18 protein-coding genes are annotated in these 26,339 nt (G+C 41.2%); 14 read left to right on the top strand and 4 right to left on the bottom strand.

The genetic code is table 11. The features are described from left to right. Positions 1 to 4 precede the first annotated feature (4 nt). The 6 genes from M472_RS31820 to M472_RS31795 all read left to right on the top strand — a co-directional run bounded on the left by M472_RS31820 (position 5) and on the right by M472_RS31795 (position 7,024). Positions 5 to 1,345 (top strand): DUF4302 domain-containing protein, encoded by a 1,341-nt coding sequence (locus M472_RS31820; protein ID WP_021069943.1) that lies wholly within the window; start codon positions 5 to 7, stop codon positions 1,343 to 1,345. Between the two features lie 172 nt (positions 1,346 to 1,517). After that, the gene (locus M472_RS31815; protein ID WP_021069942.1) at positions 1,518 to 1,949 is read left to right on the top strand and encodes a MarR family winged helix-turn-helix transcriptional regulator; all 432 of its coding nucleotides are present in this window, start codon (positions 1,518 to 1,520) and stop codon (positions 1,947 to 1,949) included. A 10-nt stretch (positions 1,950 to 1,959) separates the two neighbouring features. Continuing rightward, positions 1,960 to 2,964 (top strand): NAD(P)/FAD-dependent oxidoreductase, encoded by a 1,005-nt coding sequence (locus M472_RS31810; protein WP_021069941.1) that lies wholly within the window; start codon positions 1,960 to 1,962, stop codon positions 2,962 to 2,964. A gap of 71 nt (positions 2,965 to 3,035) precedes the next feature. Beyond that, entirely contained in the window at positions 3,036 to 3,368 is a 333-nt protein-coding gene (locus tag M472_RS31805) for a 2Fe-2S iron-sulfur cluster-binding protein (protein ID WP_021069940.1), read from the top strand. Positions 3,369 to 3,544: 176 nt separating this feature from the next. Then, entirely contained in the window at positions 3,545 to 4,861 is a 1,317-nt protein-coding gene (locus tag M472_RS31800; protein ID WP_021069939.1) for an NAD(P)/FAD-dependent oxidoreductase, read from the top strand. A 489-nt stretch (positions 4,862 to 5,350) separates the two neighbouring features. After that, positions 5,351 to 7,024, top strand: a complete 1,674-nt coding sequence (locus M472_RS31795; protein WP_021069938.1) for a DNA polymerase/3'-5' exonuclease PolX — start codon at positions 5,351 to 5,353, stop codon at positions 7,022 to 7,024. A gap of 73 nt (positions 7,025 to 7,097) precedes the next feature. Here M472_RS31795 and fabV read toward each other — a convergent pair whose 3' ends face one another. The 3 genes from fabV to M472_RS31780 all read right to left on the bottom strand — a co-directional run bounded on the left by fabV (position 7,098) and on the right by M472_RS31780 (position 9,925). Beyond that, positions 7,098 to 8,300 carry an enoyl-ACP reductase FabV gene (fabV, locus tag M472_RS31790; protein ID WP_021069937.1) on the bottom strand — a complete coding sequence of 401 codons (1,203 nt, stop codon included), beginning with the start codon at positions 8,298 to 8,300 and terminating at the stop codon, positions 7,098 to 7,100. 140 nt (positions 8,301 to 8,440) lie between these two features. Next, positions 8,441 to 8,911 (bottom strand): Dps family protein, encoded by a 471-nt coding sequence (locus tag M472_RS31785; RefSeq protein WP_021069936.1) that lies wholly within the window; start codon positions 8,909 to 8,911, stop codon positions 8,441 to 8,443. Between the two features lie 57 nt (positions 8,912 to 8,968). Next, positions 8,969 to 9,925, bottom strand: coding sequence for an aldo/keto reductase (locus tag M472_RS31780; protein WP_021069935.1), 957 nt, complete (start codon positions 9,923 to 9,925; stop codon positions 8,969 to 8,971). A gap of 247 nt (positions 9,926 to 10,172) precedes the next feature. Between M472_RS31780 and M472_RS31775 the strand changes: the two genes are divergently transcribed. The 4 genes from M472_RS31775 (at position 10,173) to M472_RS31760 (ending at position 16,924) form a co-directional block, all read left to right on the top strand. After that, on the top strand, positions 10,173 to 11,807 hold the full coding sequence (locus M472_RS31775; protein WP_235049493.1) for an RluA family pseudouridine synthase: 1,635 nt from the start codon (positions 10,173 to 10,175) through the stop codon (positions 11,805 to 11,807). 55 nt (positions 11,808 to 11,862) lie between these two features. Beyond that, the gene (locus M472_RS31770) at positions 11,863 to 12,435 is read left to right on the top strand and encodes a Crp/Fnr family transcriptional regulator (RefSeq protein ID WP_021069933.1); all 573 of its coding nucleotides are present in this window, start codon (positions 11,863 to 11,865) and stop codon (positions 12,433 to 12,435) included. A 48-nt stretch (positions 12,436 to 12,483) separates the two neighbouring features. Beyond that, complete coding sequence (locus tag M472_RS31765) at positions 12,484 to 13,185, top strand: L,D-transpeptidase family protein (RefSeq protein ID WP_200859610.1); 702 nt, start codon at positions 12,484 to 12,486, stop codon at positions 13,183 to 13,185. Between the two features lie 559 nt (positions 13,186 to 13,744). Continuing rightward, positions 13,745 to 16,924, top strand: a complete 3,180-nt coding sequence (locus tag M472_RS31760) for an AsmA family protein (protein ID WP_021069931.1) — start codon at positions 13,745 to 13,747, stop codon at positions 16,922 to 16,924. A gap of 17 nt (positions 16,925 to 16,941) precedes the next feature. On the opposite strand, the gene M472_RS31755 is transcribed toward M472_RS31760, so the two are convergent. After that, positions 16,942 to 17,580, bottom strand: a complete 639-nt coding sequence (locus M472_RS31755; protein ID WP_021069930.1) for a sterol desaturase family protein — start codon at positions 17,578 to 17,580, stop codon at positions 16,942 to 16,944. Positions 17,581 to 17,846: 266 nt separating this feature from the next. Here M472_RS31755 and M472_RS31750 point away from each other — a divergent pair, with 266 nt between their 5' ends. The 4 genes from M472_RS31750 to M472_RS31735 all read left to right on the top strand — a co-directional run bounded on the left by M472_RS31750 (position 17,847) and on the right by M472_RS31735 (position 26,332). Then, positions 17,847 to 20,501, top strand: a complete 2,655-nt coding sequence (locus M472_RS31750; RefSeq protein ID WP_021069929.1) for a DNA gyrase/topoisomerase IV subunit A — start codon at positions 17,847 to 17,849, stop codon at positions 20,499 to 20,501. Between the two features lie 222 nt (positions 20,502 to 20,723). Further along, a complete protein-coding gene (locus tag M472_RS31745; RefSeq protein ID WP_031301583.1) occupies positions 20,724 to 21,944 on the top strand; it encodes a C40 family peptidase in 1,221 nt (406 codons plus the stop codon). A gap of 15 nt (positions 21,945 to 21,959) precedes the next feature. After that, positions 21,960 to 23,015: a dipeptide epimerase gene (locus tag M472_RS31740; protein WP_022829312.1), complete on the top strand. Its 1,056-nt coding sequence runs from the start codon at positions 21,960 to 21,962 to the stop codon at positions 23,013 to 23,015. Between the two features lie 83 nt (positions 23,016 to 23,098). Then, on the top strand, positions 23,099 to 26,332 hold the full coding sequence (locus tag M472_RS31735; RefSeq protein ID WP_021069926.1) for a SusC/RagA family TonB-linked outer membrane protein: 3,234 nt from the start codon (positions 23,099 to 23,101) through the stop codon (positions 26,330 to 26,332). Positions 26,333 to 26,339 lie beyond the last annotated feature (7 nt).

Genomic DNA, 26,339 nt, shown 5'->3' with positions numbered 1-26,339 from the left:
GAACATGAAATCAAAATCAATAATATTCATATTTCTGTCGGTACTGCTGCTATCACAGTCCTGTACGGAGAAATTCACTCCACTATTAGAAAGCCCCGACCAAAGAGTCACCGACACCCTGAACAAATACGCGCAGGTATTCGCGAATCATGAGCAATATTGGCAGCTTGACCTACCGACACGATCAGGACAGTTTTACAGCTTCCTTTTAAAATTTGAGGACGAAAGTCGTGTACAGATGCTGTCAGAAATCAATCAAACCTATGCATCTGTACCAATGACAAGTAACTACAGCCTAGCAGCACTGATGCGGCCATCGATTATTTTTGACACTTATAATTATCTACACCTAGTAAGTGATCCCGAACCTAACGTCAATGACGGCGATCGTGGCAAGGGATCCGCCGCCGACTTTAGCTTTTCATTCTTGGGTTTGCACCCGGACAGTATAGCGCTTTATGGCAATTTCAACAAAAACTATGCAGGCCTAACCAAGCTAGATGCCGCCCGTGCCCAACGTATCGTGCAAGGAGGATGGGCACAGACTATTAATCGATTTACAGACTATTACAGTAAAAGCAACTTTCCCTATCTCCAATTCGATAACAGTCAATTACTAATCGGACTGGATACCAGCAAACGTAAAATAACATTTACACCATTCGAAAACGGCAAAACAGGGCCTATACAGCAATTGGGGTATGCCTTCGATTTGGATGAAGTACGTTTTGTCAAGCCCTTGCTATATAAAGGAAAATCCTACAAAAGTCTCCAATGGGATGAGGCACAACAAAATTTCTATCTGTTGGACGGAAATACGCCTGTCTATCTAGACAACCAAACCAGCTATCCTGCAAATGTACAGGAAAGCCTAGGTTATGGTAAAACATATACCTACATACAGATCAATGATCACCGACTTCCTTATGAGATACAGTCGGCCTTCAATGACGTATGGAACAATGTAAAAACTAAATTCAAGGCTACGGGACGTGCTATTCAATTCGCCAGCTTCCGTTTTTCAGGTCCTTCCGAATTCCAGATCATAATCAACTACAGTAAAGCAGATTTTTTTGGAGATCCTACGTCAGAAAACCAATTTAGCTCAGACTGCGTTTTCCCTGTTACTTATGATGGAAATCAGTTCACCTTAGGCGAGGGCACGATGAGTGGCAACTGGGAAGTTCACGAAAAGTCGTTCGAACCGATCAAAGCATATTTCGAAAACAGCACATTTATCAAGAAGTGGATAAACAGTACCAATCCGGCCCATAACAAACTTATAATGGGAGCCTATCAAAAGATAAACGATCCAAACGACTTTGTCTATGGTATAGCCAAATAACAACAACATCCTATCAAATAAAAAAAAGACGTCTATTTTCCTTACTGGAGAGTAGACGTTTTTTTTCCTATCACTTGGCTGCGATAAATAACAATACTATTTATATTTTTTTGACGTTCCTGAGATATAACTTTCAAGATTATAACATATATTTGTCACACTAATTATTGTTATGCTAAACGAAAGTTACAATCAATACTCTTTTATTCTCGACCGAACGGCGAGGAAGGTGAAACAGTACGCCCAGACTGCTTTTGCCGAACAACAGTTCGACCTTACCGTAGATCAATGGATCGTCCTCCGTACCATATACGAAAACCCTTCTCTCAGCAACAAGGAAATGGCCGAGCTATGCGGCAAAGATCAGCCGACCTTAACGAGAATCATCGATCTATTGATAAAAAAAGAATTTGCTGAACGCGTCAGTCACCCTTCCGATCGTAGGTCTTTACGACTACATATAACACAAAAAGGAGAAGACAAAATACAGGAAATCGCACCCAAAGTTGCCGACTTCCGTATGCAGGCATGGAAAAATCTAAACAAAGAAGACTTTGCCCATTTCACAAGGATATTAAACACCATATACGATAACTTAACTTAAAAATACCAGTATGATACAAACAGATATTTGCATTATAGGTGCCGGTCCAGTTGGACTATTTGCCGTTTTTGAAGCCGGTTTGTTGAAAATGCGCTGCCACTTGATCGACGTATTGCCACAGGTAGGTGGACAGCTGTCCGAAATATATCCTCACAAACCCATATACGACATACCTGGATACCCCATCGTCAAAGCACAAGAGCTGATAGACAACCAGATGGAGCAGATTAAACCCTTTGCCCCCACCTTTACCTTAGGTGAACGCGTAGAGAAAGTCGAAAAACAAGATGATGGCTCTTACATCGTCATCACCTCAGACAATACACAGGTACACTGCCAAGCCATAGCAATTGCGGGAGGCTTGGGCTGTTTCGAACCTAGAAAACCGGAACTGGAAGGTGTGAATACCTTTGAGCGCAAAGGTATAGACTACATGGTCAAAAATCCCGAAACCTATCGCGACAAAACACTCGTTATTGCAGGTGGCGGTGACTCGGCACTCGATTGGACTATATTCTTGAGCGATATCGCCAAAAAAGTGACTTTGGTTCACCGAAGCGACAGCTTCCGTGGAGCTCCGGATTCCGCAGATAAGGTATACGATCTGGCACAGAAAGGAAAAATAGACCTCTTACTTTCACACAATCTACTCAGCGTACATGGCAATGGATCACTCGCTCAAGTAAAAGTAGCCAATAAAAGTAAAGAGGAATATTTACTGGATGCTGATTATCTGATCCCTCTCTATGGACTGACACCTAAATTAGGGCCAATAGCGGATTGGGGGCTCAACATTGACAAGAATGCAATCGAAGTAAACACCTTTGACTATTCAACCAATGTAGAGCGCATCTATGCCATCGGTGATATCAACACCTACCCAGGCAAACTGAAGCTGATTCTTTGCGGTTACCATGAAGCAACCCTAATGGTTCAGTCGGCATTTAAATATGTATACCCCGACCAAAAATTGAGTTTCAAATATACAACCGTCAACGGAGTACATGCATTTTAGAAAGTGAACATGTTATCAAGTGAACGAGTTAACAAGATAACATGTTAACAAGATAACAATAGAACATAAAAATGGAAAACCACATCATCGAAATAGAAATAGAAGACAGAGATGGCAGCACAGCGACCATCGAAGTTCCCACGGATGTTAATTTTAGCTTGATGGAAATTCTAAAGGCATCCGAATACGAGGTCCTTGCAACCTGTGGAGGAATGGCACTGTGTGCCACATGTCACGTAGAAATCAAATCGGGAGGAGAGAATCTTGCCGAACCTGAGGATCAAGAACTTGACATGCTGGATACCCTGCCGGATGCAGACGACAACAGCAGATTAGCCTGTCAGATTCACCTGACAGATCAAGACCATGGATTATCGATTAGGTTAAGAGGAGCGCTACAATAAACTGTGTACAAGAAACACTAAGTGAATATTGTTTAAACAACTAGAAAGGCCTTCAAGCGGTAGACAACACTGTTTTAATCATAAAAATAAGGTGATATCAATAAAAATTTGCTATTGAAATATTATATTTTTTTAAGATATTTGCATTAATTTATAACAATAAAAACTAACGATATATGTTGTTGAATCGTACAGAACGTTCTTTCCCTCGAGTAATCATTATTGGTGGAGGCTTTGGAGGTGTGGAAGTTGCGCGCAAGCTTAAGGACAAAGAGGTAGAAGTCGTATTGATCGATCGAAACAATTTTCATACTTTCCAACCCTTGATGTATCAAGTGGCTACAGGAACCCTGGCGGAAGATGCCATCTCCTTTCCTATTCGTAAAATGTTTAAGTCGCAGCAGAATTTCCGATTCCGTATGGCTGAAGTATTACGCATAGATAAAGACAAAAAGGAAGTGCACACCTCTGTGGGCGTGTATGATTACGACTACCTGGTCATCGCAACAGGAGCAACATCCAATTTCTTTGGTAATGCAGAAGTGGAAAAATATTCACTACCGATGAAAAGTATCAAAGAAGCCTTAAATATCCGAAGCTACGTTTTACAAAATCTAGAAGAGGCTGTTCTTCGCAAAAACATATCTGATCGCGAACGTTACCTTAACTTCGTAGTCGTAGGAGGTGGACCGACAGGAGTTGAGCTTTCGGGCGCTATCGCCGAAATTCAACTGCACATGTTGAAAAAAGACTATCCCGAACTTGCTGAAAATGAAATGAAAGTCTACCTGGTCGAAGGTACAGGTAAAATATTGGGAGCACTTTCGGAAAAGTCATCACGGGATGCCGAACGTTATCTCAAAGAACTTGGTGTCAAGGTTATGCTCAGCACACAGGTAACAGGTTATGACGGCAATACCATCACATTCAATAACGGCGAGAGCATACCGACCAAAACAGTAATCTGGGGTGCAGGAGTAAAAGGACAGTTTCCCGAAGGCATACACGCAGATTATATCGAAAGAGGTAACCGCATCCGTACTAACGGACAATGCCAAGTAGAAGGTTTTGATGGCATCTATGCAATCGGTGATGTATCTGCTATGATCACAGAAGACACCCCTAGAGGGCTTCCTGGAGTAGCACCTGCTGCCCAGCAACAGGGTAAATATGTGGCACAGCATATCATGAATATCATTTCAGAAAAACCCAACGAAGAAAACTTCAAATACTTCGACAAGGGCTCTATGGCTACTGTAGGTCGTAATAGAGCAGTCGTAGACATGGGCAAACTGCATATGAAAGGCTTTATCGCTTGGTTGACATGGATGTTCGTTCACTTAGTCTCCATTTTCGGGTTCCGCAACAAAGTCGTAACCTTCGTCAACTGGTCTATCAAATTCTTAACAAAGAATTCCGGCATAAGACTGATCGTCAACAAATACGAAAGACCGTTACCTATCAATCACGACAAAGAACAGACAGTAAAATAAGATTACAATAAAGGCTATCTCAAAAGGATAGCCTTTATTGTGAGATACAGGACCATTCCTCCAACCAGTACCCCGACAAGGTGACATTTCAAGGTGAAAGGATCTGCTAGTAGTTTACTTCTTGATTATTGCCTACTTTCGCGACCTTTGACTCCATACGCTACCAGGTCACGTTCAATCTGCATCTACTAGAAGGTTTCCGTAAATTAAGAAAAAGCTAAAGAAAACGACCTAGGACGCTGTCGCGTTAAGAAATCAGAAAGAACCCAAATCTTGATTTGTTTGCTTCTCTATTCGTCAAGCAAACCCACAAAAAGGGGGGAATACCTTTAAATTGAAAAACAAAGAAGGCTCCGTCCCAGCAACAACAAAAAATATTTTAATATTCCTTTCATCTACACCATTCAAAAAAACAAGTATCCCCTGGTAACTATTCCGAACACAAGTTAAGTTTGTTAACTTTGGACAACCTTCAAAATTTATATAAATATGGACAATAAAACGATAGCACGCACTTTTAAGCTATGTGGTCAATTAATGGAACTGCATAATGAAAACCCTTTCCGTAGTAAAGCCGTGGCCAGTGCTTCGTTCAAAATAGATAAACTGCCCTTCCAAGCAGCAGAAGCAAGTCTTGAAAAACTCAGCGAACAACCAGGCATCGGTAAGAGTACAGCAGAAAAAATAACACAAATTATTACCACTGGCACTTTTCCGGAATTGGATGAACTGCTTGCCAAAACTCCAGAGGGAATCCTCGAAGTACTCAAAATCAAAGGACTGGGCCCTAAAAAAGTGCAGACCATATGGAATGACCTAGAAATAGAATCCGTAGGAGAATTGTACTATGCCTGCAATGAAAATAGACTTATCGAAGCGAAAGGCTTTGGCTTAAAAACGCAAGAGGACATCAAAAAGGCAATTGAGTTTTCTTTGGCAAATCAGGGATGGTTCTTATATGCCAAAGTGGAGAGTTCCGCCGACACCTTATTAAGCAAATTAAAACAGGCAATCCCCAATAATCACGTAGAATTCACAGGCGATTTCCGTAGAAAATGCGAAGTACTGTCACAAGTAGAATTGATCGTAGATACCGATCTTTCTAGCTTGCAAAAGGCTATTGCCGGATTAAACTATGAACTGGAAGTCCACCAAAACAACAACAGCATTTCCTTTAAAGACGAGCAGACCTGCCCTTTTATCATATATACCTCGACTACATATACGTTTGCTCAGGATTGGCTGCTCCGCACAGGTTCAGAGGCACATTTAGATTTACTAAAAGAAATAAATCCAATACTCCCTCTTGCAGCAACCGAGACTGATATATACCAGGCTATGGGACTGGATTACATCGCTCCCGAACTACGTGAGGGCCTGGACGAAGTAGTATTGGCGCAGGCACACAACCTTCCCAAATTAATAGAGTTTGGCGATGTAAAGGGCACTGTCCACAATCACTCCACCTACTCGGATGGTGTGCACAGTCTAAAAGAAATGGCTTTATACTGCAAAGATCAATTAGGGCTCTCTTATTTTGGTATCTGCGACCACTCCAAGACCGCCGTATATGCCAATGGTCTGACAGAGGAGCGCCTACAGCAACAATGGGCTGAAGTGGACAAGCTAAACCAAGAGCTCACTCCGTTCAAGATCTTTAAAGGAATAGAAAGCGATATACTCTCCGACGGTTCCCTAGATTATCCTGACGAAATATTGGCTCAATTTGATTTCGTAGTCGCTTCGGTACACAGCAACCTAAAGATGGATGAGGAAAAGGCCACTGCTCGATTGATCAAAGCAATTGAAAACCCCTATACAACAATCTTAGGACATCCTACGGGACGCTTACTGCTCTCTAGAGCCGGATACCCACTAGACTTCAAAAAGGTTATAGATGCCTGTGCCGCGAACGACGTAGTCATTGAAATCAATGCCAATCCTTTACGTCTCGATTTGGACTGGCGCTGGCACCGTTATGCGTTAGAAAAAGGTGTGCTTCTTTCCATTAACCCTGATGCCCACCGCACAGAAGGACTCTTGGATATGCATTACGGCATATATGTAGCCCGTAAAGGAGGACTGACAAAAGAAAAATGCCTTAATGCGTTCAGCCTAAAAGAGATCACTCAGTTTTTCAAAGAAAGAAAAGCAAAAATCTAAACTATTATAATAAAAGCCATCCCGAATTGACTTCGAGATGGCTTTTATTATATTTCAAGACAGGAGACTAAAACTAGCCTTCTATACTCGGGACAGTAATGACCTCATTCGTATCTGCTTCGTAATTTACCTCAGGGAAGTTGAAACCGAAAAGGTTAAAGAACTCATCACGGTATCCTTTGATATCCGAAATTTCTTCCAAGTTTTCAGTAGTAGCCTCATCCCAAAGTTTTGCTACTTCTTCCTGTACATCAGCACGCATTTCCCAGTCATCGACACGAATACGCCCTTTTTCATCCAAAGTAAGTTTTCCATCCGTACTGTAAAGACGGTCCGCAAATAAGCGCTGCATTTGCTCAATCGTCCCTTCATGGATGCCTTTAGCTTTCATCACTTTGTAAAGCAATGAAATATATAGAGGAACTACCGGAATAGCTGAACTAGACTGTGTAACCAAAGCCTTGTTTACAGATACATAAGAAATACCGTTCAGGTCTTTCAACAAATCGTTGATAACCGGCACTGTATTTTCCAAATCATCTTTTGCCTTACCGATCGTACCATTTCTATAGATAGGATAAGTAAGCTCAGGGCCGATATAAGAATAAGCTACAGTCTTCACTCCGTCAGCCAATACACCAGCAGCTTTCAGATCTTCGATCCAGAACTTCCAATCCTCTCCGCCCATTACGGCTATAGTATTGGCTACATCTTCCTCATTTTCTACCGGTTGGATCGAAATATCAGAAACTACTCCAGCATGAAAATCCACTGTTTTATTCGTAAAAGGATTAGCAATGGGCTTCAATACAGAAGCGTGTGCAACACCAGTTTTTGGATGTGTACGTCTAGGAGATGCTAAAGAATAAACAACCAAGTCAACTTGACCCAAGTCTTTCTTAATCAACTCAATAGCTTGCTTTTTAATATCATCCGAGAATGCATCACCATTGATACTCTTAGCATATAAGCCAGCAGACTGTGCTTCTTTCTCAAATGCTGCGGTGTTATACCATCCAGCAGTACCTGGCTTACCCTCAGCAGCCGGCTTCTCAAAAAAGACACCGATAGTAGCTGCATCCGAACCAAAAGCAGCCGTAATCCGCGAAGCCAAGCCGAAGCCTGTAGAAGCTCCTATAACCAATACTTTCTTGGGACCATTGGCGATTTTGCCTTTTGATTTTACATATTCAATTTGGTTTTTAACATTCTGTGCTGTTCCTTCAGGGTGTGAAGTCAAACAGATAAAACCTCTTACACGTGGTTGAATAATCATATTTAATACTTAGATGTTAATGATGTTAACAAAGTACAAACTTATGCAAAATGCTTTGCATTCGCGCAATAGGTAATACAAAAAGTTAATTGTCTAAATAACTACAAAGGCTTCCGTTTCCGAAAGCCTTTGTAGGTCTACTATTTTAGATGTGCTCGTAGCATCCATGCTGTCTTTTCGTGCTGACCAAGAATACCCACCAAGAAATCCTCCGTACCTGCATCACCATGCTTCTCCGCCGTCTCGATATACTCTCGGAGCGTAATGATCAAGCTCTCAAAGTCACCTAACAACTCTTTGATATAACCTTGGCTATCATTTTTACCATATTTCATCTCTGTAAGCTGCGTAAGCTCCAAAAACTGCTTCATCGTGCCCACAGCATAATGCCCGATAGCACGTACACGTTCAGCGATCTCATCGATCAATTCTGCCAACTCATCATATATTCCCTCAAAAAACAAATGCTGTGCATGAAAATCCACTCCCTCAATATTCCAATGTGCATTACGGACTTTGATGTACAATACATTTTCGTCAGCCAATAATTTGTTCAATAACACAGCAACCGCTGCTGTATCCTTTTCTTTAATTCCAATATTTGCTTTCATGATATGTATAATTTGATTTAACTTCTTAACTATTTAAAATTCTACCTTTCAGCTTCTCTAACTACTTGCCAGTTCTAATTTTGCCAAACTAGCAGCATCCAATCGTAAACTGACAGCCTCGACAAAGGCATCCATATGTTGATTCTTCGTCGCACTCGCTATAGGAGCAGTAACCGCACGTTGTGCAAGCAACCAAGCCAATGCTACAGCTGAGGCAGAAACAGAATAAGAATCGGCTACTTCCTTAAGCGCGGTCACAATACGACGCCCACGATCATTCCAATACTTCTTTTGAATATCCGCCCCGCGAGCAGATTGACCGAAGTCGGATTCTGCTATATATTTTCCAGTCAGGAAACCACTCGCTAATGAATAATATGGAATAACGCCAATTTGTTTTTCAAAACTTATTTTTTCGTACAAGTTCTCGAATTTGGACCGATCATAAAGATTATACTCAGGTTGAAGTGAAACATAAGACGCAATGCCTTTCTCCACCGAAGTATCCAGACTTTCTACCAGACGTTCTGGAGATATATTCGAAGCACCGATAAAACGGACCTTACCCTCCTGTATTAAATCATCATAAGCACGCAAAGTCTCTTCCACAGGAATAGCTTCGTCATCATAATGTGTTTGATAAAGATCAATATAATCTGTACGCAATCGTCTCAACGAGTTCTCCACCTCCTCCTTAATATAGGTTCCCCGTACATTTGGCTTACTGTCATACCCAAAGCGACCTCCCACCTTAGTCATCAGAACGACATCACTGCGGCCTCCCCGCTCCTGTAACCAGTTACCAATAATAGTTTCCGATTCGCCTCCCTTGTTGCCGGGAACCCAATGCGAATAATTATTAGCTGTATCAATCGCATTAAAGCCTAGATCTTTGAAAGCATCCAAAATACCAAAAGAAGCCTGTTGATCCAAGGTCCATCCAAATACATTTCCACCAAATATCAAAGGAACTATTTCCAGGGAAGAGCTCCCCAATCGTCTTTTATCTCGCATAAGTATATCGTTTTTTGAAGTATTACAAGTTACCCATTTTTCGAATCATTTCAGAAGTTATCATGTAATATTTAAGTCAGTTATTATGCTGGTTATCGAGTGATCCAGTTCACTTGATAACTCGATAACTTCTTAACCTCATAACTTCTTAATATATTTCTTCCTACTTTTGCATTTCATAAAGAATTGAAGCGAGATGAATGAATCGACACCTTTTTTCCATACGTTTAAACAGGACATTAATAAAATGGAGAAGCCCAAAAGATTCACCTTTCCTTTCTGTTATGACCCACATCCGCTCAGCCTACAGGCTGCGCAGGAATTGCAACAGTACCTAAGCGAACAACAAGACTTTCAGCACAATTTTGGTCTTGATCAAGGACAGGGCGGTAATCCTATCGGTAAGATGTTTGGTGTATTAGTCGTTGAAAACAAACAAGGTACATTAGGTTATCTAGCCGCTTGTTCAGGAAAATTAGCAGGCACCAATATTCATAAATATTTCGTCCCTCCACTTTTTGACATGCTCAATCCCGATGGTTTCTTTTTACGACAAGAAGCTACGATAAATCAACTCAACCGGGAGATTGAAAACTTAGAGTCCCTTCCTGATATTCCAGCTCTCCAAAAACAATTGACTGACACCGAGCAACAAGTAGCCAGCGCTTTGAGCAACATGAGAAATCTGCACAAACAGAACAAAAAGCAACGCAAAGAGATACGCACAGCACAACGCTCACTACTTTCTGATGAAGAATACCTTACTCTGGAACAGGACCTGGTCAAACAAAGCTACAGAGATCAACACGAATATGATATCCTCAAGCAACAGACCAAAGAAAGTATCAACAAGATAGAACGGCAACTAGAGACCCTTTTGCTTCAAATTACAGAAAAGAAGGAGTTCCGAAAGCAACTGTCAGCGAATCTACAGCAGCAGCTATTTGATCAATATATTTTTTTAAATGCCAACGGTTATTCAAAATCACTATTACCGATATTTGAGGAAGCCATACACATGCTCCCACCCGCAGGTGCGGGAGAATGCGCCGCGCCCAAGCTATTACAGTACGCCTATCAAAATGAACTCATCCCTGTTTGCATGGCCGAGTTTTGGTGGGGAGCCTCTCCAGGTTCCGAGATCAGAAAACACCGATATTTCTACCCGGCTTGCAAAGGAAAATGTGAGCCCATATTAAGCCACATGCTACAAGGACTGGATGTAGATCCTAATCCTCTACTGGAAAACCCTGCCTCGGAAAAAGAATTGCCCATATTATTTGAAGACAACGATATCATTGTGGTCAACAAACCCGAAGAATTCCTGTCCGTTCCGGGTATACACATCCAAGATTCTGTACAAACCAGAATACAAGCACGTAATCCTGAAATAACAGGACCGCTGATCATACATCGGCTCGATATGTCAACATCAGGCATCCTTGTTCTGGCTAAGAATAAAGAGGCACACCAATTTATACAAGACCAGTTTATCAGACATACCGTTAAAAAAAGATACACCGCTTTATTGGATGGTATTATTGAAAGCCAGGAAGGAACGATAGACTTTCCACTACGGGTCGACCTCGAGGACCGTCCCCGCCAAATGCTATGTTATGAGCATGGCAAAAATGCACGCACGCAATACAAGGTAGTGGCTATCGAGGGAGAAAAAACACGTATCCACTACTTCCCTCTCACAGGTCGCACCCATCAATTACGGGTACATTCTGCCCACCAACAGGGACTAAATGCCCCAATATGCGGGGATGACCTCTATGGCAGACGTGCAGATCGGCTGCATTTACATGCCGGCTTTATTCAATTTATACACCCCAGTACAAAAAAAGAAATCACATTTCAAGTCGAAGATCCCTTCTAATAGAATTATAGAATTTTGATGCATTTCCTTAACTTGGGCTAAATTAGATCCAACAATGGAAATATTACGCTACGTATACCAACACCCTTTATTTGAAACCAAAGACTTCGAGCTAATAGGTCAAGCCCATGAGAAAGTACTAAAGTCGAAAGGAGATTTCCTGTTACAAAAAGATCAGGTCGCCAACGAATACTATATTGTAGAAAGCGGATTGGTTCGTTCCTATCTCTACGATTACGAAGGCAATGAGATCACTACCGACTTCAAAGGGAACCAAGAAGTGGCTATCGAGGTCGCCTCGTTATTTCAACGCGTCCCCACCCAAGAGTATATCCAATGCCTGACCGACTGTACTCTATGGAAAGTGAAATTTGACGATTTCCAAGAGCTATTCCACCACATACCTGCAATGCGTGAATGGGGACGGGCATGGATGGCATTTGAGCTTTATCAGAGTAAAAAAAGAGCAACCGAGATGATTACCGAACCTGCCACCAAGCGCTATCTACAGCTGATGCACGAACGGCCACAGATCATACAACAGGCGCCTCTAAAATATATCGCTACATATCTGGGTATCACAGACACTTCCCTGAGCCGTATCCGTAAAGAAATCGCCCACACCTAAAAAATTGCCAAATAAGAAAAACCCATGCACAAAATAATCTCAGGTTTAATGATACTATTGATAACTCTCTCCTGTCAAAACCAACCGAAGCAACAGCATACTGAAGACCGTGTTGCAGTAGCGAAAGAGGAAAAAGAAGGTCAACTCAAGAAACTGTTGGCTTCAAAAAAACTAAACACGGAAGAGCTGAACATCTTGCTTGTTGCCTACAAAAATGCAGACAGACTGGAGCTGTATGCAAAAGCGACAACAGAAAGCACCTATAACCTCCTGCATACCTACCCAATATGTAAACGTTCTGGAATACTAGGTCCAAAAAAAGCAGAAGGAGACAAACAAGTACCTGAAGGTTTCTACCACATCGATCGTTTTAATCCCCAAAGTCTATACTATCTTTCTTTAGGTTTAAACTACCCCAACGAGCTGGACAAAAGCTTAGGCTATACCGGTTCAGACATCTTTATTCATGGAAAATGCGAAACTGTAGGTTGCCTGCCAATGACCGATGACCTGATCAAAGAAATATACCTCTATGCCCTATGGGCCAAAGAAGCTGGACAGCAAAACATTCCAGTATATATCTTCCCTTTTGAAATGACAGATGAAAACATAGCGAAGCATAAGGCCGATGTCAACGAAGCAACTTTAGCATTCTGGCAAAATCTAAAAGAAGGTTATGACCTGCTTCTAAAAGAAAAGAAAGAGCTGCATTTTAAAGTTCTTGAAAAGAAGTATGGTTTTGAGAAGTAAGTGTTAGCTTTAAAAGAAGGTTTATTATCGATATCTTTTTGTCGCTCAAGCCGCGACTGGCTCCTCCTTTTGTCTTGCCAAAAGGAGGTAAAAGCGCGTCACTGTGCCGGCTTGCCACAACGGATCACCATTACTACAATTGGCAACCCGCCAAGGTGACATTTTCAAAAGTGTAAGAAATTGCGAACAATCAGTGTAAAGTATACAAAACGGCCTTAGCTTATTTGGCCGTGAAAGTAGGTATAGTGCATACCGATTCTTATCAGATTGCAATATCTCCAGTAGCCCCTAGTCTTTAAGAGGGGTAGCGTGAAGGAGACCTTGGGCTGCGCTTACACCATAGCGTCACTGGAACAACAAATAAGGTACAGCCTTGACTTTTGGGTTACTTTTGTGTCAAGACAAAAGTAACATGCCTTGCGCCGGCATAGAGGCGCTAAAAAAATGTTCCTTAAACTTCTCCCCCCTCATCTCCTTAAGATTCAAAATTTTTATCCCTCTCTGTCCCCTTATTCTCCTTAAAATTTAGCAGTTTTGCAACACCATTAGCAAGACTACCATGCCCAACAAACAATATAAAAGCATATCAAAGCGTATTCTATACGTTATCCTAGGTTTAACAACCACCATTTTGATAGCAATGGTCGCTATCCCTTACTTTTTTAAAGATCAAATCAATGCGACCATCAAAGAGATGACCAACAAGACGATCAACGGAACACTTGCTTACCGCGATATCGACATCAGTTTCTTTACCCACTTCCCTTCCTTGACCACTTCGGTACACGACGTACAACTAAAAGGCTCCGCACCTTTTCAGGACAGCACATTATTGAGTGTTAAAGAAATCAGTATTGGTATTGATGTACTGTCCTTGTTCAAAGACAAAATTGTCCTCGACAAACTCATCATCACAGACGGGAACATCAATGTATTGGTAGACTCACTCGGTGCTGCCAACTATAACATCTATAACAATCCGGATACTACGACACAAAGCGAGAGCGACGAAACATCAGATGGACAGATAGCCTTCAAACTGTTAAAGTTAAAAAACATCGACCTCCACTACTTCGATGCCTCTCTCCCCATGCTTATCGAAGCTAAAAACATCGATTACGAAGGCAAGGGAGATCTGACTTCTTCTATTTTTGATCTAAAGACCAATGCTAAGATTGAAGCATTTTCCTTCATGTTTGACCACGAACGGTATATCGAACACAAAAGTATAGATGCGCAGCTTATTACTCAGATCAATACCAATGATCTCTCCTTTGTATTTGAAAAAAATGACATACGCATCAATCGGCTCCCTGTTCGCTTCAAGGGTTCATTCGCCTTTTTGACTAATGGATACCACCTGGACTTCAAACTAAAATCACAGGAAAGTACACTAAACGAACTACTTTCCCTAGTGCCCAAAGCATATGCTGGTTGGCTAAAAGATACCCAAGTAAAAGGAACATCCGAAGTATTCATGAATCTCGAGGGAGACTATATCGCCGACGAACATAAAATGCCAAACCTAAGCTTGGGACTGATCATCAATGACGGATACCTCGCCTACAAAAATGCCAAAACACCGATATCGGGATGGAATGCCAAATTCAAGGTAAATTTACCACAAATGAACCCCGATTCTCTAGCTATAGACCTGCGCCAATTTGAATTTAAGATAGCCAATGGCTTTTTCAAAACAGAAGGACACCTATCAGGAGTAGACCCTATGCAGATACAGTCCACGGTCAATAGTTCACTCGACCTGGGCAGCCTTTACCAGGCTGTGCAATGGCCAGACTTCACATTCGCCGGACAGCTGGATCTGAATGGCACAATAGACGGCACTTATGCCACAGATACACTGACCTACGGGTTACGTAACAAAAAGGAAGTCTACATTGCTTCCATTCCCACATTCAATATAAAAAACACATTAAAAAACGGATACTTTAAGTTAAGTACCCTACCTGTTGCTATCGAAAAGATCAACTATGCACTCGAGGCAACAGGAACGGATCATAACATCAAGAATGCAAAAATTGCTTTAAAAGATATTGATATTGCCGCCCTAAACAATTTCATAAAGGGACATGCTGATATCAAAGATTTTCAAAAACCCCACCTAGATGCTAACATACAAGCTGATATCGACCTTTCGGATATTAAGAAAATATACCCGATCCAGGACGTAGAAATCGCGGGCAATATATTCGTTAATATTATATCCCAAGGGTTTATGGACCTGAAAAAAAATATCATACCGGAGACAAGTGCCACGGTTACGATGAAGAACGGCTATTTCATGACAGCAGACTACCCCGTTCCCCTAGAGGAAATACAAGTAGAAACATATATCAATAGCAAGAAAGGTTCCTTAAAGGACCTTAACGTCAAAATTTTGCCAATATCCTTTAAACTTGCTGGAGAACCGTTTTTTCTACACGCTGATTTTCAGAATTTCAACAACGTCAAATACGCGATTCAGTCCAAGGGAAAACTGAACTTAGGACCTATATATAAGATATTTGCCCTAGAAGGCACCCATGTCGATGGTTATATCCGTACCAACCTGGATTTGGCAGGTTTGCAAAGTGATGCTCTACAAGGCAGATACAACCGCCTAAAAAATGAGGGATACGTCGATATTGGCAACATAAAGGTCGAAACCGAATTACTACCACAGCCCGTACAGATCAAGAGCGGAAAGTTCTCCTTCAAACAGGAAAAACTCAACTTCGACAAATTTGTAGCGCAATACGGGCGCAATGAACTTAGCGTCAAAGGCTATATCAACAATATTATAAATTACCTAACACTAGACACCGATATATTGAAGGGAAACTTTGATATACACAGTCGCAAAATCAATGTCAATGATTTTATGGCATTCAGTACATCCAACAGTAGTGCAACCGCAGCACCAACGAACAACTCCGGTGTCGTACTGCTGCCCAAAAACCTGGATATTGAAGTATTAGGAGCAGTAGATCAAGTAGCCTATGACCAGTTGCTGTTACAAAATTTCAGAGGTAATCTTAAATTAAAAGACGGCAAACTCGCCCTTGAAAACACAGGTTTTCAAGTCGCAGGGCTTACCACGGATATGCAGATGAATTATCAGCCCCTGTCTCCTTACAAAGCCAAATTTGACTTTAAGGTCAAGGCTGACAGTTTCGATATACAACGTGCCTACCGAGAGATCCCAATGTTTCAACAAATGGTAACCTCCGCCAAAGATGCCCATGGCATCATATCCTTAGACTACCAGTTAGCAGGTTTACTAAATGCCAATATGGATCCAATAATGCCCTCCATACAGGGGGAAGGTGTACTCAGCTTAGATCAGATCCGATTCAAGAACTTCAAACTCCTCAACGGCATCAGTAAAGCGACTTCTAAAGAGGGCTTCCTAGACGGAGAACTCAAAAAAGTCAATATTCACAGCGCTATCAAAAACAATGTCATGACCATCGAGCGGACGAAGATGAAGATGGCAGGCTTTCGCCCTCGCTTTGAAGGACAAGTCACATTAGATGGACGAATGAATATTGGATTCAGACTGGGACTGCCTCCTCTTGGAATATTAGGAATACCGATGCGTATCAATGGTACATCCGAAAATTTCAAAATCAAGCTGGGACGCTATAAGGAAGATGATCTCGACACCGAAATGGATGACGAGGACAAAGCTGCTTACGAAGCTTCCTTACAGCAAGACAGCCTGTCCAATAAACCCTAGTCTAATGTAAAGACTGCTTATTTCTTTTTGCTCTCTTTCTTTGGGAAACCAGAGTTAAAGACTTTATCCCAGATTGCCGAACTCACGCCAAACCCTTTTTCAGGATCCGAGTAGTGGTGCAACATGTGGTGATCTTTAATCTTTTTGAACAGACCAGATTTAAAGTTTGCATGATGCATCGCATAATGGCACTCGTCATAAATCAGGTAACCAAATAAAAAACCTGCAAAGAAAGAAGCGAGCGTAAATTCTGAAAAGAAAAGATAGAAAATAAGATAGATAATCGTAGCCATCGGGATACTTGCCGAAAGTGGCATCACCAGACGCAAGCGGTCTTTTGGATAATCATGGTGCACCCCGTGGAAGATAAAATGGATACGCTGTCCAAACTTACTCTTGGGTTCGAAATGGAATACCCAACGATGCAGAATATACTCCGCAAATGTCCAGAAAGCGAGCCCAAATAAAAAGTACAAGACAATATTTCCCACCGACATCTCACCCACTACATAAGATTTGCGAATAAAGTAAATGATTACGGGAATCCAAAAAATCAGAGGAACTGTAAAATGAACTTTTGTCAATGATTCTAAGAAATCATTCTTAAACATTCGGGTAGACTCTGTTGAATTTGAAACGTAGTTTTTCTTTGCCATAAATCGATTGATTCAATTTGTGCCTAATAATATAATTTCCAAAAAAGGTTAACACAAAATTAATGTTCATAAATAACATTCGAAAGATTAGTTCGTCATATTTGTGTCCAAATACTGACTTTTATACCAATATGGTTAAATACCGAACAGCCTAGTATCTTCTCTTATCCAAATTTCAAATACCAAAAATTACAAAGATTTTTGTAATTTTACCCTATTAGAAACAGCCCTTAAGTCACGCTTAGTATAATTTTAAAGTAACGTAAATGATTGATGAAATAAACGATCCTGAGGACAATAACTTAGAAAACAACCCACAACAGGATAGCGAACAGGCTAGTAATACCATCCCTCTATCGGGATTATACGAAACCTGGTTCTTAGACTATGCCTCTTATGTTATACTCGATCGAGCGGTGCCTCATATCAATGATGGCTTTAAACCGGTGCAGCGCCGTATCCTTCATTCTTTAAAAGAAATGGATGATGGCCGCTTTAATAAGGCAGCCAATGTCGTAGGTAATACCATGAAATACCACCCGCATGGGGATGCTTCAATTGGAGATGCGATGGTACAGATCGGTCAAAAAGACCTATTGATCGAATGCCAGGGTAACTGGGGGGATCCAGTCACAGGAGACTCTGCAGCAGCACCACGTTATATCGAAGCAAGGCTTTCTAAATTTGCGAACGAGGTTGTGTTCAATCCAGATACTACAGATTGGCAGCTAAGCTATGACGGCCGTAACAAAGAGCCTATTACACTTCCTGTCAAATTCCCGCTATTATTGGCCCAAGGAGCAGAAGGTATCGCAGTAGGTTTAGCGACCAAAGTCATGCCGCACAACTTTATTGAACTTATAGCGGGATCCATTCAGGTATTAAAAGGCGAAAGACCAAATATATTCCCAGACTTTCCAACAGGAGGACTGGCCGACGTATCCAATTATAACGAAGGACAACGTGGAGGCAAAATCAGAGTCAGAGCTAAAATAGAGGAACGGGATAAAAAAACACTAGCGATTACAGAAATCCCCTACGGAACGACTACGGGTGGCCTGATCGAAAGTATCGTCTCTGCAAACGACAAGGGTAAAATAAAAATTAAAAAAATTGAAGATAATACCGCAGAACATGTAGAAATCATCGTTCACTTGGCGCCAGGTATATCACCAGATGTCACCATAGATGCACTTTACGCATTTACATCCTGTGAATCATCGATATCTCCAAATACCTGTGTCATCAAGGAAAACAAACCACACTTTATGAGTGTGAATGACATCTTGATCGAAAATACCGTGCAGACAAAGGATCTCTTGAAACAAGAATTAGAAATCCGCCTGCGCGAACTTCAAGAGAAGATATTCTTCAGCAACTTACTTAAGATCTTTATCCAAGAAGGGATGTACAAGCATCCGGATTACGAAAACTCCGGAGATTTTGATACGGTGACCCAAGTCTTAACCCGACTGTTCACACCATTCTTTGACCAGTTCTATCGCGAAATAACCGCAGAAGACTATAAGAAGCTTATTGACAAACCAATGAGCAGTATCACACGCTTTGATGTCAAGAAAGCGGATGAACAAATGAAAGCATTGGAGGATGAAATCAAGGAAGTCAAGAAAAACCTTCGTCAACTGACGGAATACACCATCAGCTGGTTCGAAAGACTACATACGAAATACGCTAAGGGTCGCGAAAGAAAAACTGAACTCCGTGTATTTGATAAAGTAGAGGCTTCACAGGTAGCTTTAGCAAATGCCAAACTATACGTCAACCGGGAAGAAGGATTCATCGGAACAGGAATGAAGAAGGATGAATTCGTATCCGACTGTTCTGATATTGACGATATCATTGTATTTCGTGAAGATGGCAAGTACAGCGTTGTAAAAGTACAGGACAAAGTATTTGTGGGTAAAGATATCATCCATGTAGCCGTTTTCAAAAAGGGAGACGAACGCACTATCTATAATGCAATATATAAAGACGGTCCAAATGGAACTACCTATATTAAGCGCTTTGCCGTAACAGCTGTAACCCGTGACAAAGATTACGATATCAGCAAGGGAACTAAGGGGTCGAAGGTTCTGTACTTCACAGCCAATCCAAATGGCGAGGCTGAGGTGGTAAACATTCAGCTAAAACCGCACACCAAGTTGCGAAAACTGACGTTTGACCAAGATTTTGCAGAGATAGCGATTAAAGGCAGGGCATCTATGGGGAATATCGTATCCAAATACCCTGTTAAGAAAATCACATTCAAAAGCGCTGGAGTTTCCACCCTAGCAGGCCGCAAAATATGGTACGACGAAGTATTGAAGCGACTAAATGCGGAAGAAAGAGGTAAATTCCTTGGTGAGTTTGATGGTGATGACAAAATATTGCAGGTCTTCCAGGACGGTTCTTTCGAACTTTCGAATTTCGACCTCAATAATCATTTCGACGAAAAAATGATCCGTATCGAAAAGCATCTTCCAAACCATGTGTACACAGCGGTACATAAAGACGGAAAATCCGGTGCATTCTATGTAAAACGCTTTGTCTTTGAAGATATACAAATCGGAAAACGTGTATCCTTCATTAATGAAGAACCTGGTTCAAAACTGATTCTATTGACCAACAACCCTGAGCCTCTCGTTAAGATCGACCAACTTAAAGGTAAATCCCAACAACCCGAGACAATAGAACAATCGTTAAACGAACTCATTGATGTCAAGAAAATAAAAGCACAGGGTAATAGATTGTCTTTCCACAACGTACAGAAAGTAACAAGTCTGCGCGAAGAGATTGACCTAGCGGTTCCGCCGGCTACAGAAACGGAAAAAAACACAGATACAACCGACTCCATCACACTGGAAATCACCAATCCGGACGATCTCCAAGCCGATGACGGTGGTCAGATTGGCCTGTTCTAAAAAATAAAAGGAGCTATAAAAATAGCTCCTTTTATTTTTTAGAACAAGTAAACAGCACAATCTCCATATCGTCAGATTAACCGATGATATTTGTTTTTTTATTGCTTTTTCCGAATAAAACGCATAAATTCCTAATTAATTCCGTAAAAATTGCATTTTTATGCATTTTATTGTAAATTAGATATTACTTTATAGAATCCCCTCAAGGTTGAGATTATGATTATGATAAAAAAACTTACTTATTATTGTTTTCCGGTATTAGCTTTATTTTCATCGGTCAATAGTACTGCACAAGTCGATTCAACAAAATACAAAATTGTTGTCGCTGCTATAGAAGACGCCAAAGCACAATTTGCACCAGACAAGAGAACCAAATTGATCGAGATCACAAGTGCAGACTTACAAAAGAACACCTATGTCATACAGACTACGGAATCGAATGCTCTTCCATTTCTTGAAAAGAAATTGCAAAAAAGTGGAGCACAAATAAAAGTTAAGCTATACCCCGACACATCAGTAGGCACAAAAAATGTCGGAATTATCAATTTATCCGTAGCAAATCTGCGGACCAAACCGGGACATGCTTCCGAAATGGCTTCTCAGGCGATACTGGGCACACAGGTAGACATATTACAAAAGTCGAATGGTGAATATCGAGTACGTACACCAGAGGGGTATATATCATGGGTACCGACCTCTTCACTTGTTCCAATGACTACAGCAGAAGTACAACAATGGAAAAACCGTCAAAAAATAGTATATACCAATGATTTTGGAAAAGCTTACTCCAAGCCAGATGTAAAAAGTATCCGTATATCGGACCTAGTCTATGGTAATATCCTGGCGCTGGAGAAAGAAACTTCCCAATTCTACGAAGTTGCCTATCCCGATGGACGCATTGGCTATGTACCCAAAGATGAAGCTTTGGCACTACAAGATTGGATAACTTCGAGAAACCTAACCGCCGACAATGTGTTGAACAGTGCCAAGAGCATGTTAGGACTCCCCTACCTATGGGGTGGAACATCCGTCAAAGGAGTAGATTGCAGCGGTTTCACTAAAACAGCATTCTTTATGAACGGCTATGTAATTCCACGCGATGCTTCTCAACAAGTCCTAGCCGGTGAAGCAGTAGATATTCTAGATGCAGAAGGGCATTTTGATGCTTCAAAGGCTTTGAAAAATCTAAAACCAGCCGATCTGCTGTTCTTTGCAGCTGGTAAAGCGAGTAATCCCAATGCACGTGTGACACACGTAGCCCTGTATATCGGCAACGGAGAATTTATACATTCAGCAGGCACAGTACGTATCAATTCGATGCTAAAGGACGCAAGCAATTACGATGACTTTCAAACCAGAACCGTCGTTGCAGCAAAACGTTATATCGGAGCCAATGATCATGCTATCGTAGCTATACAAGACAACCCATTCTACAAAAAATAAAACACAAAAGACACCATGAGCAATAATTCCTGGGAAACAATAACAATGGGTAAATTCACATTACGCTTTAGGCCTTACACCCTAGAAATGCGTCATGTCTTTACAGTTGCGTCCTTTAGTCGGACCACTACCCCTGTAGTATTGACAGCAATAGAATATGAAGGGCTCATCGGATATGGAGAGGCCAGTATGCCCCCGTATCTTGGTGAATCCCAAGAAAGCGTATGTAATTTTCTGCGTAAAATCGACCTAAGTCACTTTTCTTCGCCATTTGAAACAGAAGAAATCCTTCACTATGTCGACATGCTCCAAGAAAAAAACACGGCAGCAAAGGCAGCTTTGGATATCGCCCTACATGACTTGTTAGGCAAGATTATGCAACAGCCTTTTTATAAAATATGGGGATTGAATCCAGACCGTATTCCTCCTACGTCATATACCATAGGCATAGACAGTGAAGAGATGATCCGCAAGAAGGTAAAGGAAGCGGAGCAATTTAAGATTCTAAAAGTCAAGTTAGGTCTTGACACCGATAAAATGATTATAGAGACTATCCGTTCGGTAACGGATGTGCCACTATGTGCCGACGTCAATCAAGGTTGGAAAAACAAAGAAGAAGCTCTAGAGATGGCCCATTGGTTACATGAGCGAAATGTCGTATTCTTAGAACAACCGATGCCCAAAGAGATGATCGATGAGAATGCCTGGTTGACAGCACACTCCCCCATCCCAACTATCGCCGATGAAGGATGCCAACGTCTAGCCGATGTTCCGAAGTTAAAAGATGTCTATTCGGGTATCAATATCAAGTTAATGAAATGTACAGGAATGCGTGAAGCAAAACAAATGGCTGAATTAGCACGAGCATTAGAAATGAAAGTGATGCTCGGCTGTATGACCGAAACATCCTGTGCTATTTCAGCAGCAGCACAATTAGCTCCATTGGTCGATTGGGCTGATCTGGATGGAGCATTACTGATCGGAAATGATATTTATGATGGAATGACAGTACGTGATGGACAGTGTATACTGCCAGACCGTCCTGGTATAGGTGTTCTACAAAACGCCTAACACCAACAAAAACAAATCTCTGGTCGCAAGGCGACCAGAGTACCAAATAAAACTTAAAAATTATAAACTAAAAAACCTTAATCATGAAAAATCATCTACTCACCACACTATGTGTGATGGCGAGCGCTGGTTTACAGGTTGTAAACGCGCAGCAGATTTCGGTAGCTGGCAAGGTCAGTGACCAAAATGGTGCTCCCTTATCAGGCGTGACCATCACGGTCAAAGGCACCTCCACCGCAGGGTCTACCAATGCAAGTGGACTATTCACGCTAAATGCAGACCAAAATGCCACTTTAATGGTTTCGGCAGTCGGCTATGTCTCTCAAGAGATCCAGCTGAAGGGTCGCAAGACAATTAGCGTGACTCTAACTTCAGATGAGCAATCCATTGACGAAGTCATGGTGGTTGCATATGGCACAGCAAAGAGAAGTACATTTACAGGTTCTGCCGCAACTGTTAGCGCTAAAGACATCGACAAACAACCTGTCACTTCATTTGAAAAAGCATTATCAGGACAAGTAGCAGGCTTAACTGTAACAACCAACTCAGGACAAGCCGGAGCTGTTTCATCTATACGATTAAGAGGTATAGGTTCTATGAATGCTTCGAACGAACCTCTTTATGTCATTGACGGAATTCCTGTCGTATCGGGAGACATTTCTCAGATGTCCGGACAGATTGCTACTTCCAATAACGTGATGAGCACGCTTAACCCAAATGACATTGAAAGCCTTACTGTCTTAAAAGATGCCGCAGCGGCTTCGCTTTACGGATCTAGAGCAGCAAATGGTGTTATTATCATAACTACAAAAAGAGGAAAAAAAGGGAGCCCAAAAGTTAATTTTAAGAGCTCGCTTGCATTAAGTCCAACCTGGGCAACAGATAATTATGAATCGGCCTCACCTCAGGATCAAATCAATATGCTTTACAGCATCCTTTATGATTCAAGGATAGCTTCAGGAAGAACTCCTGAACAAGCTAATGAAGAAACCTTATTCCGCCTCAACTCTAAGAATTGGGCGAGGTATAATTCTGATGGATCCCTAAATTCTAGCTTTGGTAACCCCACTTCAGGTTATGGTTTCGGTATTCATGGTTACGAATTTTCAACAAATGGGACTTCCATGTTTGAGAATGTTACTATTAAGGGAAAGACAGACGGTATAGAAAATAGAGAGGGAAAATTCTTCGATTGGGATAAAGTATTTTTCCGCACTGGAAAATTCAACACGAACGACATTTCCATAAGTGGCGGTACTGAAACAACGAGCTATTTTTCTTCTTTAGGCTATACTTCTGATAAGAGTCGAGCTGTAATCAACAACTATGATCGTATCAATGGAAGAGTAAATCTTACGCAGAAAATAGGCTCCATAGCAGAGTTTAATGCTAATGTCAATGTCGCTAACACCAATCAAGCAGGAGTAAATGACACTCGAAATACAAGTACGAGTTATCTATTTCAATCAAGAAATCTATTTTGGCCGTTCTATTGGCCTACAGACTATAAGACTGGAAAACCGTGGACAGAACGCTATAATAGCTATGCACAAAACCATGATTACTACAATAATGAATGGGAAAATTCCACAAATACGAGGAGAATTTCAGCTGTTCCTTCACTAACTCTATTCTTATTACCCGAATTAAATATCAAGACGATTTTCTCCTATGATAATGCTGAAGCAAAAGATCATATATACTTCAGTGCAAACCATTATGCTGCTTCTTCAGTTTACGGATCTGTCTCAGAAATGTCAACAAACGTCGAAAAATTGGTATCATCTACAACGGCAAACTATAACAAGTCCTTTGGTTTACACAGTTTAGGGCTTTTAGTTGGTTTTGAAGCAGAAAAAAACCAAACTAAATACATGCGTTCCTCTGGTACTGATCTTCCCAATTCAGAATTACACACTGTGGCTACAGCTGGAGTCTTGGATGCAACGGCATACAGCTGGGGGAATAACATGCTATCGGTACTATCCAGGGCAGAATACAACTATAACGAAAGATACTTCGGATCAGCATCCTATAGACGTGACGGCTCATCAAAACTCGGACCTGATGTTCGCTGGGGTAATTTCTGGTCAGTAGCTGCTTCTTGGAATTTAGCAAAAGAAGACTTCTTAAAAGACATCTCTACTATCAACAGCCTAAGATTAAGAGGTTCTTACGGCGTCAATGGAACCCTACCTACAGACAACTATGCTTGGAGACCTTTAGTGACTTTTGGCAATAAATACATGACCAGGCCAGGAGGAGGGATTGGTAACTCTCCCAATCCTAATCTAACCTGGGAAACTAATTACGCATCCAACATTGCTCTAGAATTTGGAATACTACAGAACAAACTATTTGGAACAATAGAATATTACAACCGTGACACCAAAGATCTGATACAGGATGTACCACAATCAATGATCACAGGGTTTAGCTCTTCTGTGAAGAACGTGGGACAAATTAACAATAAAGGGCTAGAATTCACACTAGGGTCGGATATTGTTAATAATCAAAATGTAAAATGGACGTTGAGTGTAAATGGTGCTACTATCAAATCAAAAGTGGTTTCGCTCAATGAAGGCGAACAAGCAGTATGGTATGATCCAACGGGAGGTGATTCACGCACACGTTTGGTGTATAGAGAAGGACAGCCAACTTTATCTTTTTACGGTTTAGAATGGGCAGGAACTGATCCTTCTAACGGAAAAAACGTATGGTTTGTCAATGATCCTAATGATGATTCTAAAGGGGACTTTCTATATAAAGGTAGAGGTGCCACAAACAATTACACAAAAGCTGAGCAAATTATCATAGGAAGTGGTATCCCCAAGTTATTTGGTGGTATCAACTCCAATGTTGAATACAAAAACTTTGCTTTGGGCCTCAACTTCAATTACAAGATTGGCGGAAAAATATATGACGCAGGGAATCGAGATGTCGCTGATGACGGCTATTATTGGGAACGTATCCATGCTCAATATTTTGTAGAGGATACGTGGAGACCTGATAACACATCCGCCTATTTTCCGATGGTATCGGGTCGTGACCTAGAAGATGTTAACCAAGTCAGTAGTCGTCATCTTTATGACGCTTCTTTCTTGCGTCTAAAAAATGTATCTTTAGCGTATAACCTACCAAAAGAATTATTAAATTCTGTTAAAATCAGTAGCGCTCGTGTGTACTTTAACGGCAGTAACCTGTTAACTTTCAGCAAATATAAAAATGCAGACCCAGAAGTAAACCAATATAGCACCAGAGGTTGGGAAACACCAATCGCTAAAACATATACTTTTGGTATTGACTTTAGTTTTTAACTTAAAT

The sequence above is a fragment of the Sphingobacterium paucimobilis HER1398 genome (assembly GCF_000416985.1).
Classification (GTDB): Bacteria; Bacteroidota; Bacteroidia; order Sphingobacteriales; family Sphingobacteriaceae; genus Sphingobacterium; species Sphingobacterium paucimobilis.
This window is presented reverse-complemented; position numbering and strand designations above follow the sequence as displayed.